Here is a 12,141-nt window from a genome sequence, read left to right as displayed (position 1 = left end):
GTCAGGCGGCAGGCGTATCTGGCTGGTTGGCCGGATGTGCCTGCACAAAGGCCGGATGCTGCGCCGCCAACGCCGCTACCCGCCCAATGCGCGGGTACGCCGCCAGCGGCACCTTGAAACGCTCGGCGGCATACAGTTGCGGGATCAGGAAGGTGTCGGCCAACCCCGGCTGTTCGCCGAAGCAAAACCCTTGGTCGCCGATCAACTGCTCCACCGCGCCCAAGCCCTGGCTGATCCAATGGCCAATCCACTCCAACAGTTGCACCTCGTCATGCCCCCATTGGCGCAGCAGGTTCTGGGTGCTGGAGTTATGCAGCGGATGAATATCGCAGCCGATGATCGAGGCCACCGCACGCTCGTGGGCGCGGGTCGCCAGGTCCTTGGAGAGCAGCGGCGCCTGTGGATAACGTTCCTCCAGGTATTCAATGATCGCCGGCGACTGAATCAATAGTTCGCCCTCCTCGGTACGCAAGGCCGGGACGCGACCTTGCGGGTTGATCGCCAGGTACTCGGGCTGACGATTGGCGCCGCCCGCCGGCACCAGCAAGTTGACCGGCACCGCGGTGAAATCCAGGCCCTTGAGCGCCAGGGCAATACGCACCCGGTACGACGAAGTGGAACGGTAGTAGGTGTAGAGTTCCATTACCCTGCCCTCCTAGCGCGCCGCGATCACGGTGCCACGGCATTCGCCGAAACCGATGGAGGCAAACCCCTCACGGTTGCAACGGGCACGCAGGATGATTTCGTCGCCGTCTTCAAGGAACTTGCGCACTTCGCCGGACGGTAATTCAACGGCTTTTTTGCCGCCTTCGGTCATTTCCAGCAGGCTGCCGAATTGACCGGCTTGCGGGCCAGACAAGGTGCCCGAACCAAACAGATCGCCCGCCTGCAACTGGCAGCCGTTGACGCTGTGGTGGGCCACCAATTGCGCAACCGTCCAGTACATGTGCAGGCTGTTGCTCAGGGCCAGGCGATGGGCCGGCAGGTTCTGCTCGCGCATGGCGGCAGTGGTGAGCAGCACTTCCAGCTCGATATCCAGGGCCCCTGCGGCCTGGTCACGTTTATCCAGCAGGTACGACAGCGGTTGCGGGTCGCCTTCAGGGCGCGCCGGTTGCGCTTTGCGGAACGGTTCCAGGGCTTCAGCCGTGACGACCCAAGGCGAGATGGTGGTGATGAAGCTTTTCGACAGGAACGGCCCCAACGGCTGGTATTCCCAGGCCTGGATATCCCGTGCCGACCAGTCATTGAGCAAGCAGAAACCGGCGATGTGATCGGCCGCGTCACCAATGGCAATCGAGTCGCCCATCTCGTTGCCCTGGCCGATCCAGATGCCCAGCTCCAGTTCATAGTCCAACCGCGCACACGGGCCGAAAGTCGGCTCGGTCTGCCCGGCCGGCAGGGTCTGGCCTTTGGGGCGGCGCACGTCGGTGCCTGAGGTGCGAATTGTCGAAGCGCGGCCGTGGTAACCAATCGGCACGTACTTGTAGTTCGGCAGCAGAGGATTATCGGGACGGAACAGTTTGCCGACGTTCTGCGCGTGCTCGATGCCGACGTAGAAGTCGGTGTAGTCATTGATCCGCGCCGGTACCTGCATCTGGCAATCGGCGGCGCGGTGCAGCACCTGCGCTTCACGGGTGTGCAGCTTGCTGCCTTCGGCCAGCAGTTCCAGCAGGCGCTCGCGCAAGGCCACGCGCGGGCCGCGACCCAGTTCAAAAAAGTCGTTCAGCTGGCCACCGGCGGTCGCTTCGACGGCGCGACGGGCTTCACCGTCGAATTCATCGATGGCGGCGTGCAGATCCAGGATCGAGTCGCCAATCGCCACGCCCGCGCGCGGGGCCGAGCCGTTGATGCTGAACACGCCCAACGGCAGGTTTTGCAGGGGAAAATCGCTGTGACCATTGGCGGAGGCCACCCAGCTGCGGGTAAGTGTGGGCTGAGTCATGGGTTATCTCCGATTCGGGTTGAAGGTGGCGGGCAACGAGGCCCAGCACGCGTCATAAGTGGTTTGCAGTTGCGGGCAGTCCAGGGCGAACTGGGTGGGACGCAGCACTTGGCTGGTCTCGAACATGAAGGCCATGGTGTTGTCGATCTTGTGCGGCGCCAGCTCTACGTTGATGGCCTTGGTACAGGTCTCGCCGTCCGGGCCGTGGGCGCTCATGCAGCTGTGCAGCGACGCGCCGCCGGGCAGGAAGCCTTCGGCCTTGGCGTCGTAGGCGCCCTGGATCAGGCCCATGTATTCGTTCATCAGGTTGCGGTGGAACCACGGCGGACGGAAGGTGTTCTCGGCCACCATCCAACGCGGTGGGAAGATCACGAAGTCGAGGTTGGCCAGGCCGTGGGTGCTGGTGGGTGAGGTCAGGACGGTGAAGATCGAAGGGTCCGGATGATCGAAGCTCACGGTGCCAAGGGTGTTGAAGCGGCGCAGGTCGTATTTGTACGGCACGTTGTTGCCGTGCCAGGCGACCACGTTAAGCGGTGAATGGTCCAGCTCGCAGGCCCACAGTTCGCCGAGGAATTTCTGCACCAGCGTTGTCGGTTTCTTCAGGTCTTCGTAATGGGCGACCGGCGTCAGGAAATCACGCGGATTGGCCAGGCCGTTGCTGCCGATGGGGCCCAGGTCCGGCAGGCGCAACGGGGCGCCGTGGTTCTCCGCAACATAACCACGCGCCTGAGCGTCCAGTAGTTCGACACGGAATTTGAGGCCACGCGGCAGCACGACGATGTCCAGCGGCTCCACGTCCAGCACGCCCAACTCGGTGGCGATGCGCAGGCGGCCTTGCTCGGGGACGATCAACAACTCGCCATCAGCATTGAAGAACACACGCTCCATGGATAGGTTGGCGCGGTAGTTGTAGACGCTGATACCAGAGGGCTTTTCCGCCGCCGAATTGGCGACCATGCCTACCAGCCCATCAATGAAATCCGTCGGTTCACTCGGCAAATCCAACGGGTTCCAGCGCAAGCGGTTCGGCGTCACCGCCCCCAACGGCCCACCGGCCAATTGCCGCTCAAGTTTGACGAATGCCGGATGATTGGCCGACGGCTGAATGCGGTACAGCCAGGTGCGCCGGGCTTCACTGCGCACCATGGTGAACGCGGTGCCGGAGAACAGTTCGGTGTACAGCCCGTAGGGCGCTTTCTGCGGGGAGTTCTGGCCGACCGGCAGTGCGCCGGGCAAGGCTTCGCTGGCGAATTCATTGCCGAAGCCCGACAGGTATTCGAGGTTCATGGATCGTCCTCTGTGCGGAAGTTGTTTTTATCGTAATCCAGTTACGCATAACGTAATTTGATCACTATCGACCGTCAAGCTATAAAGACGCCCATTCATCTCTCGGATTCTCGCCCCTCCATGGAAAAGCCCCGCGACACCGGTAAACAGAAAGTCCGCTCGGCCGAAGTGGGCACCGATATCCTCAAGGCCCTGGCCGAGTTGTCCCCGGCCACTTCGCTGTCGCGCCTGGCCGAACATGTGCAGATGCCGGCGAGCAAGGTGCACCGCTACCTGCAGGCGCTGATCGCCTCGGGTTTCGCCGAACAGAACACCGCCACCAACCACTACGGGTTGGGCCGCGAAGCCTTGCGCGTGGGCCTGGCGGCGCTGGGCAGCATGGATGTATTGAAGGTCGGCGCAATGCCCCTGGCGGAGCTGCGCGATGAGTTGAATGAAACCTGCTTCCTGGCGGTATGGGGCAACCAGGGCGCGACCGTGGTGCAGATCGAACCGGCCGTGCGTGCAGTGACGGTGGTGACGCAATTGGGTTCGGTGCTGCCGCTGCTCAGTTCGTCCACCGGCTTGGTGTTCAGCGCCTTTCTACCGTCGCGGGAAACCGTGGAGCTGCGTGAACGCGAAATCCAGGCCGGCACTGCCCATGCCCTGGCAGACGACCAGGCCTACGCTACCGCCTGCGAACAGATCCGCCAGCGTGGCCTGCATTTTGTGCACGGTTTGCTAATGCCTGGCGTCGATGCATTATCCGCGCCGGTCTTCAACGCCATCGGCCAAGTGGCGGCGGTGATGACCGTGGTCGGCCCCACCTCGTTGTTCCATGCCGACGAAGACGGCCCGGCAGCGCAGCACTTGCTGGCGGCGAGCCGGGCCGTGAGTTGGCGCATGGGCTATCAGCCCTGAACTAGTCGTGCCACTGCACCAAAGCCAGTGCCACACGGTTTTCCAAGGCGCGGATCGGTGCGGCGGTGCTCAGGTAGTTGTTGCTGATCATTGAAAACACCAGGCGCCGGCCCTGGGCGTCGGTGATGTAGCCGCTCAACGAAGACACGCCGGCCATGGAGCCGGTCTTGGCGTGCAGGTTGTTTTCTGCCGCCGTCCCGCGCAGGCGATACCGCAAGCTGCCGCCGCTCATGCGATCGGTGTTACCGGCGACCGGCAAGGCGTTGTACCAGGCCTCGAACCAGGGCTGTTTGGCCGTCGCCACCAGCAGATCGGTGAGGTTCTGCGACGACACCAGATTGCGCCGCGACAAGCCCGAACCGTCGACCTGGCTCAGCGTCAGCGGGTCCAAGCCCTGGCGGCGCATGAAGTCCGCCACCGCTGCGACACCGGCCTGCGCCGTCCCGGCATTGGATGCCTTGCGGCCCATGGTCTTTAGCAACGCTTCGGACATGTTGTTGTTCGAAAGCTTGAGCAGCGGCGTGATCAGTGCCTGCAACGGCGCCGATTGGTGATCGGCCAACACCCTGGCCGTTACTGGGCTGACGCCACCGATCACACGTCGCCCAAGTACCTGAATGCCCTGCTGCGCCAACGCCTGCTCAAACAGATTGGCCACCAATTGCGTCGGCTCCCACACGCTCACCCACTGCCGGCTTTGCTTGCTCGGCGCCAATGCGCCGGTGAGTTGCAGCAGATTAGTACCGTGCTGGCGAGTGATCCCGTAATTGTTACCAGGGCCGCTGACTGCACGGTTGCTCAACTGTACGTAGTCGGTTGAAGGGCTCACCACCACGCTGACCGGTTGGCCAATCATGGCGGGCGCCTTTGCCGTGACCAGCAGCGTGCCCGCATCAAAATCCGTGTTAGGCGATACGGTCAGCGCGGAAATCTGCGCGCCGTAGTAGGTGCTTTCATCGTCGTGTGCCCAGTCCACACCCAGGCGTTCGGCGTCGAAGAAGGTATCGTCGAATACCAAGTCGCCCTGGACCTGGCGCACACCCTGGCCCGCGAGCTGTGCCGCCAATGCCTGGTAATCGGCGAATTGCGTGGTCGGATCGCCCAGGCCCTTGAGGTAAAGGTTGCCGGTGAGACGCTCACCTTGCTGCGTACCGTTACTCAACAGTTGCGTGGAAAAACGATACTGCGGCCCCAGCACATCCATCGCCGCTGCGGTGGTGAGCAACTTGAGATTGGACGCGGGAATCAGGCGGGTTCGCGGGTTGTGTTGATAGAGCGTTCTACCGCTATGGGCATCACGCACCATCAGGGAAACAGTGGCGCCGTTTAGGGCCGGGTCGGCCAGGAGTTGCTCCAGGCTTGCCGGAGTGGAAGTCGGTGAAACACTCGCGCAACCACCCAGCAAAACGCTCAAGCACAGCAGATGTAGCCATCGTCCAAAATGCATCAGTATCGTTTCCGCCTAGACATCAGTGGCGGCAACGCTACCACAAACCCTTTAGAACTCCAGGGTGCTGGACACCGACACCTGCCGCGCATCGCCCATGGACACAAACAAGCGGCTGGCCGCCGAGGTGTAGTAGACGCGGTCGAACATGTTCTTCACGTTGAGCTGGAACTTGACCTTTTGCCCATCGATCTTGGTGTCGTAGGTGGCGAAGGCATCCGCCACGGTGTAACCCGGCAAAGTGAAATCGTTGGCCGCATCGCCTGCCCGTTCACCGACGTAGCGTGCACCGGTGCCCACGCGCAACTGGTCGCCACCAAAGATGTTGCCGAAGTCATAAGCCACCGCCAGCGAGCCCGTGTGCTTGGCGACGTTTTGCAGGCGGTTGCCTTCCAGGGTCGGGTCCTTGTCCTTGACGTCCAGCGCATCGGTGTAGGCATAGCTGCCGATCAGGCTGATCTTGTCGGTCATTTGGCCGGTGGCATCCAGTTCCAGGCCACGGGAACGCACCTGGCCGGCAATGCTGTAGACGGTGTTGGCACCGGAACCGACCGAGACCAGCACGTTGCGCTTGTCGATATTGAACAACGCGGCGCTGGCGGTGATGCGTCCCGGAATGTCGAGCTTGGCCCCCAGTTCCCAGGACTTGGATTCCTCAGGGGTGAGGTCGCCGGTCAAGGTGCTGCCATCGGCCAAGGCGGCGATGGTGGAGTTGGGTTTGAACGACTCGGTGTAGCTGCCATAGAACGACAGTTCATCGGTGTAGCGATACACCAGGCCCGCACGCGGCACCCAGGCTTGGCCGTTGCCGTTGGTGTTGGCCTTGAACGGTACGCCTTTGCCGGCGTATTGGTCGTACATCTGGTAGCGCGCACCGGCGACGAAAATCCACTGTTCGTTCAGGTGGAGGGCGTCCTGGAAGAACAGCGAATCGCTGCGCAGCAGGTCGGTCTGGGCGCTGTCCGCGGGGCTGACGGTAGTGCCCGCCACTTCGTTGCCGTACACCGGGTTGTTGTAGTTGAAGCTGGTGGCACGCGAATTCTGGCGAATCAGGTCGGCACGGTAGATCTTGCGGTACTCGTCATCCAGGCCGAACACCACATCGTTCTGCAGGCCGAACACATTGACCTTACCTTCCAGGCTCGCCGTGGCGAAACGGTCCGTGGTGATTGCCCCTTTGGTGCCGTCCATCTTGCGGGTCAGGGTGCCATTGGTGTTCACCGCACTGACGCGCACTTGGCTGGCGTCGTAGGTCTCGCGGTTCCAGCTGTAGCCGAAATGGGCTTTCCAATCATCGTTCAGGTCGTGATCGGCCTCGAAGCGATACAGGTCGGAGCGGCCTTCCATGTTGTTGAAGGGTTCATCCAGACGCCGTGTGGCCGGGATGTCCAGCGGGTGGTTGGACTTGTCGATGGCGGTGCCACGGTCGAACGGCGTGAGAAATTCACGGTGTTCGTAGGCAAACAGCAACTGGGTACTGTCGCCATACCAGGCCAGGGACGGCGCGATCAGGCTCTCACGGTGAGTGCCGAAGTTACGCCAGTAGTCTTCATCTTCATGGTCGACGATCAGGCGATACGCCAGGCCGCTGTCGCCAATCGGGCCAGTGGTGTCGAGGCTGCCACCGCTGCCGTTCTTGCCGTCGCCAAAGGTCGAGCCGCGCACGGTCAGGGCAGTGGACTGCACCAGTTCCGGCTTTTTGCTGACGATGTTCACCACGCCGCCCGGATCCTGGATGCCGTACAGCAGCGACGACGGGCCTTTGAGCACTTCGACCCGCTCGGCCGTGGCGTTCAGCGCACGCCCCTGCACGATGGGCATGCCGTCGCGCATGATCGAGCCGTTACGGTTATCACCAAAGCCGCGCAGCATGACCGCGTCCTGGGTGCTGGCCAAGGTGTTGGCCTGGGTGATACCGCTGACGTTGGCGAGGGCATCATCCAAATTGCGCGGCGTCTGGTCGCGCAGTACTTGGGCGGGCACCACATTGACGGTTTGCGGGGTTTCCAGCAGCAGCGCGTGGGAGCGCATCACCGAACTGGTGGGCGGCGGCTGGTAGCTGGTGCTGTCCTGGGCCTGGCCGACGCCGCTGATGGTGGTGGCGCCAAGGTTGACCGCGCCTTCGGTGGGCAGCGGTTCAAGGGCCAGGGTGCGGGCATCGATCTGACGGAAAGTGAAGCCACTGTTGCCCAGCAGGCGTTGCAGCGCCTGGTTTGCACTCATCTGCCCGCTGACTGCCGGGGCGCTGAGGTCGTAAGGCGCTTCGTCGGTGTAGATCACGCTGATGCCGGTGACCCGGCTGAAGTCACTCAAGGCCTGGGGCAGCGGTTTGGCTGCCAGGGCAAAGTTGAACTGGGTGCTTTGCTGCTCCTGCGCCTGTGCCACGCTGAGGGGCAGCAACGCCAGCCCCGATACCGCCAATACCGAGGCTCCCAGCCACTGTTTAACCCAACCGCCCGCCGTCGACTTCATGCTGTGAGAACCCGTGTAGAAAACGCTGTTAATGCGAATAGCTCGCAGTTTCAAGCACTACACGGATGGGCGGTGGATTTACCTCACCTTTATTTGCAAAATATTTTATTTATTGCGCCTGGATGCGAAACCCCATGCGTGGGAAATGCACATGCACGGTGCCAGCACGTTCGTCGCTGCGGCGCAGGATCAGCTCTTCGCGCCCAGCAAACAGCAGTTCGCCCGCGACCGGGTCGGTGCCGTAGTCGGTGGCGCAAATGGTCACCTGCTGGCCGGCCTTGAAGCCGTTCAAGTCCTCGAAGACTTCTTCAGGCAGAACCGCCGGTGCCGCATTGCGCGATACATCCAAGGCCTGTTCGGCGCTCATCTGGGTGGAAGTGCCATGCCCGAAGCCCAGCACGCGATCCAGCCAGGCGGCGACGGCGGGATAGGCGTCCACCAACGGCGACGTCACCGAAGAGCCTTTGAGGAACCACAGTGGGTGGGCCAGGGCAAAGTCGGCAATCGACGGCTCGCCGAACAGGAAATCCCCCGCCTGGTGCTGCAATTGCTGATGGATGCGATGGATGATCGTCGGCCATTGGTGCTTGGCTTGCTCCAACTGCACACGGGTTGCCGTGCCTCCGCTGAACAATTTGCTGCGGTCAGCGACTAGCACCTGGAGCATTTCCGGTGGCACCTTGGCGAATTTCACCGCCAGGGATTCCGGCTGAAACACCAACGCCACGGCATGGGAAAACACCACCGAATCGGCCCAGGCGGCGAAGCCTTGGGTGACCAGTTCCAGGCCCTGGGGAAACAGCGCGGGGGCGGATTTTTCCTGCTCCAGGCGGCGTGCGATCAAGGCGGTGTCGCAGTAGATGTCCGCGCCGACTTGCAGCACTGGCGTCTTGCGATAGCCGCCGGTGAGGGCGGTGAGGTCCGGCTTGGGCATCACCGGCGAGATGTGCACCGAGCGCCAGGACAAACCCTTGAAACCCAACAACAGGCGGGCTTTTTCAGCGAAGGGGGACTGCGGGTAGTGGTGGAGAATCAACTCAGACATGCCAGGCTCCGCTCTAGAAGTGAGCCGCCAGCTTAGCCTGCAACACGACGTTTGGGGTCGATGGGAACCCATCAGTCACATCAATGAACCACTGGCCGCCAGGCACTCCTTGGCACTCTTCTTCAACTTCTTGATCAGACGCTCCTGGCGCAACGCCTCGCCCTTGCTCGCGCATTGCTCGGTGTACACCAACGCCACCGCCGGGCTGGACAGGAAAAACCGCGCGCCCTTGCCGCTCTGGTGAGAAGCAAAACGGCGCACCGGGTCATTGCTGATGCCGCAATACAGTGAGCCATTGGCGGCGCGCACCAGGTAGACGAACCAGGGCTTGGGTTCAGAAGGATCAGTCACGGGTCGATTCGGCTAAAACACAGGAGCGCCAAGCTTATCAACGACTGGCCTGGAATGCCTTCAGTCCACGCAATGCCTGGGCACGCACGGCGTTTTTGACGATAGGCGTCCAGCCCAACAACAGGCCTTTGGTACCCAAGGCCTGACGCGACCAGCGCCACAGGTCAAAGCTGTCGTGGTGCTCGCAGATCTTGCCGTCGCGAAACACAAAACGCGCCTGGATATCGTTGACCACCGTGTTGCCGGTGGCGCTGAACAGGTAAGTGGCGACCCAATGCGCACCGCCGCTGCGTTCATCGCTGCGCACATTGTCGAACGTCAGGGAAAAATCCTTGGCGCGGGTGGTGAGCATGCGCCACATATCACCAGCATCACGGCCGCGCAGTTCGCCGAAGGCTGGGTCGCTGAACACCACGTCGTCTGTGTAGCAGGCGGCCATGGCCTCGGCGTCCAGGCGCTGGAAGGCCTGATAGAAATGGCTGATCAGGGCGGTGTGGGCATCACTCATGGGCAGGCTCCGTGGCGCTATTGTTGTCCGGCTTGCACGATAGTCTGCCCATGGGCGCAAAGCCATGCCCATTTGCTACACAAATGAGGAAGGTGTGTTTAGAGGTAGACCACGTCCAGGGTGGCGCTGCCGTCTATGGGGATTTCTTGATCCGCAGGCAAATCTAGGCTTCGAGCGATTCGGGTCTCCACCATGAGGTCGGTTTGCATATCCTTGACCGGCATGGGCGCTATGCTACCGCCTGACGAGCTTTTGAAGGATCTCATCCACAGAGGTTGCCACATCTGGCTGCTATCAAATGCGTCAAACCAAGTCTGGCCGTTGGCAGACTTAATGACTGCATGGGTGGCACCATCAGCCATGACGCCTCAATAAATACGCCTCTGTCATTAGACTAGGGATTCATGCTCAAACGCCATTCAACACCCGAGCATGCAGCCTCTTTACTTAGCAACTAGTGCGCACCCAATACAAGTAATGCGAATGCAAATTCTCAAACTAAGGCACCATCCCGACGTCTCGCGCATACGCATATAAATCGACATCAGTTGATATACATAACCGATTCATCGCCGTGCTCTTCTGTTTACTGATAGTGGAAATACTGCGATTAACCCGTGCGGCAATCTGGCTGACCGTCATGCCACTGGCAAGCATGCGTACCACTTCTTGTTCCTTGCCGGATAACTTGGGGGACTGGGTTGGCTGGTCCAGACAGGCCTGGTCCAGTTGCACACGCAAGCACTCGCTGACAAATTGACGCCCCTGCACCACTGTATTGAGCGCCTGGGGCAGCTCCCGGGCAGATGCGCTCTTGGCAATCACCCCACGTGCACCGTGGCTGAACGCCGTGCGAAGCGTGGCGATATTGGCGAACATGGTCACTAGAATCACCGGCACTGCGGGGTACTGGCGGTTCAGCAATCCCAGCAACCCATAGCCGTCGGCTTGTTGATTACCGGGCATGGCGAAGTCGGTCACAATTACGTCGCATGGAATGCGTTTGACCATCTCCATAAGTTGATCGGGGCCATCGGCCTCGCCCACTACTTTGTACCTACCACTCGCCTCAATCACCACTTTCTGGCCTACACGAACAATAGGGTGATCGTCAGCAATAATGATGCGGATCATCGGCTTTTCCATGATGGCAATTTGAGACTGAGAAAATAACGCGATCAAGTTCCTGTAACAATAGGTAATAAATCATCAATTTAGCGTCCCACCCCGTATTTAAAGGGCCTCACACAACTACCTACATAATTAAGAGAAATTACATACGGAAAAGTACTACATGCCAGACGGATATATTCCTTCAAAGATACGCCAGATAATTCAGATATCGCTCTACATCATGGCGAAACTCATCCAGCTCCGAACGGCTCAGCGCCATGCCGATTAACTGTACACGCCTGATCAAATCCACTGCCCCCACCTCCAGGCCGGTTTCGCCCAGGAATGCCACGCTGCCGACCAAACGGTGCAGGCTTTGGGCAGCCATCTTTGCATCCAGCACAGCCTGCGCATGGACTAGCACAGCCAGGTCCGCATGGGCCTCCTCGATCAGGCTGAACAACATCGGTTCGACGACATCCCAGGAACCAAAGGCTTCAATCAGGCTGGCGCGGTTGGGAAAGGCCTTGTTGTGCGTGGACACAACATCTGAACGCCGGCGGTCCACGACGGCCGACTCAGGCGTTGGCAGCCAATACCTCAGCACCTCGCGCAGTTGTGCGAAGCTGATGGGCTTGGTCAGCCAACCGTCCATCCCGCACGCCACGCAGCGACGTACTTCTTCGGGCGACAGGCTGCCACTCAAGCCCAGGATGATGATGGGAGAGCGCCTTTCGACTTTCTCGCGCCGGCGCACTTCGCGAGTCATGGCATAACCATCCATCACGGGCATCCGACAGTCGCTGATCACTAGGTCAAAAGACTCGGCCGCCAATCGCTGCAAAGCCTGTTGGCCATTACCGCAACACTGATAGATCACACCCAGCTTCTCCAACAACGAGCCCAGCAACAAGCGATAAGTGGAGTGGTCGTCCACCACCAGTACTCGCACAGGGGACCCGTCGGCCTCGGGTAACTGTCCAGGCGAACTTTGGTACGAAAAGTAGCCCGGCATAGCGCCTTCAAAGAGAGCGATCAAATCACCCTGACTGTGTGTAATGAGACGACTGCTTGAA

The 12,141-nt window shown here is 60.8% G+C and carries 12 protein-coding genes; 1 reads left to right on the top strand and 11 read right to left on the bottom strand.

Features of this window, described 5'->3' with window-relative positions:
* Window position 1: 1 nt before the first annotated feature.
* Genes maiA through hmgA form a run of 3 tightly spaced genes read right to left on the bottom strand, consistent with a single transcriptional unit; the run spans window position 2 to window position 3,229 of the window.
* On the bottom strand, window positions 2-643 hold the full coding sequence (gene maiA, locus ACP7EW_RS10235; RefSeq protein ID WP_133074574.1) for a maleylacetoacetate isomerase: 642 nt from the start codon (window positions 641-643) through the stop codon (window positions 2-4).
* Window positions 644-655: 12 nt separating this feature from the next.
* Window positions 656-1,942 (bottom strand): fumarylacetoacetase, encoded by a 1,287-nt coding sequence (gene fahA / locus ACP7EW_RS10230; protein WP_426216828.1) that lies wholly within the window; start codon window positions 1,940-1,942, stop codon window positions 656-658.
* 3 nt (window positions 1,943-1,945) lie between these two features.
* Window positions 1,946-3,229 (bottom strand): homogentisate 1,2-dioxygenase, encoded by a 1,284-nt coding sequence (gene hmgA, locus ACP7EW_RS10225; protein ID WP_426216826.1) that lies wholly within the window; start codon window positions 3,227-3,229, stop codon window positions 1,946-1,948.
* A gap of 120 nt (window positions 3,230-3,349) precedes the next feature.
* Between hmgA and ACP7EW_RS10220 the strand changes: the two genes are divergently transcribed.
* Complete coding sequence (locus ACP7EW_RS10220) at window positions 3,350-4,129, top strand: IclR family transcriptional regulator (RefSeq protein WP_133074577.1); 780 nt, start codon at window positions 3,350-3,352, stop codon at window positions 4,127-4,129.
* A 1-nt stretch (window position 4,130) separates the two neighbouring features.
* On the opposite strand, the gene dacB is transcribed toward ACP7EW_RS10220, so the two are convergent.
* From dacB to ACP7EW_RS10180, 8 genes are all read right to left on the bottom strand, one after another.
* Window positions 4,131-5,576 carry a D-alanyl-D-alanine carboxypeptidase/D-alanyl-D-alanine endopeptidase gene (gene dacB / locus ACP7EW_RS10215; protein WP_426216823.1) on the bottom strand — a complete coding sequence of 482 codons (1,446 nt, stop codon included), beginning with the start codon at window positions 5,574-5,576 and terminating at the stop codon, window positions 4,131-4,133.
* Between the two features lie 51 nt (window positions 5,577-5,627).
* On the bottom strand, window positions 5,628-8,048 hold the full coding sequence (locus ACP7EW_RS10210) for a TonB-dependent siderophore receptor (RefSeq protein WP_426216821.1): 2,421 nt from the start codon (window positions 8,046-8,048) through the stop codon (window positions 5,628-5,630).
* A gap of 109 nt (window positions 8,049-8,157) precedes the next feature.
* Window positions 8,158-9,093 (bottom strand): glutathione S-transferase family protein, encoded by a 936-nt coding sequence (locus ACP7EW_RS10205; protein WP_426216819.1) that lies wholly within the window; start codon window positions 9,091-9,093, stop codon window positions 8,158-8,160.
* A 75-nt stretch (window positions 9,094-9,168) separates the two neighbouring features.
* The gene (locus ACP7EW_RS10200; protein WP_426216817.1) at window positions 9,169-9,444 is read right to left on the bottom strand and encodes a GIY-YIG nuclease family protein; all 276 of its coding nucleotides are present in this window, start codon (window positions 9,442-9,444) and stop codon (window positions 9,169-9,171) included.
* A gap of 37 nt (window positions 9,445-9,481) precedes the next feature.
* Entirely contained in the window at window positions 9,482-9,952 is a 471-nt protein-coding gene (locus ACP7EW_RS10195) for a nuclear transport factor 2 family protein (RefSeq protein WP_426216815.1), read from the bottom strand.
* A 98-nt stretch (window positions 9,953-10,050) separates the two neighbouring features.
* Window positions 10,051-10,314 carry a hypothetical protein gene (locus tag ACP7EW_RS10190; protein ID WP_426216813.1) on the bottom strand — a complete coding sequence of 88 codons (264 nt, stop codon included), beginning with the start codon at window positions 10,312-10,314 and terminating at the stop codon, window positions 10,051-10,053.
* A gap of 136 nt (window positions 10,315-10,450) precedes the next feature.
* Entirely contained in the window at window positions 10,451-11,086 is a 636-nt protein-coding gene (locus ACP7EW_RS10185) for a response regulator (protein WP_426216811.1), read from the bottom strand.
* 181 nt (window positions 11,087-11,267) lie between these two features.
* Complete coding sequence (locus tag ACP7EW_RS10180; RefSeq protein WP_426216809.1) at window positions 11,268-12,017, bottom strand: response regulator; 750 nt, start codon at window positions 12,015-12,017, stop codon at window positions 11,268-11,270.
* Window positions 12,018-12,141 lie beyond the last annotated feature (124 nt).

The sequence above is a fragment of the Pseudomonas sp. DWRC2-2 genome (genome assembly GCF_049897885.1).
Classification (GTDB): Bacteria; Pseudomonadota; Gammaproteobacteria; order Pseudomonadales; family Pseudomonadaceae; genus Aquipseudomonas; species Aquipseudomonas azotoformans_A.
This window is presented reverse-complemented; position numbering and strand designations above follow the sequence as displayed.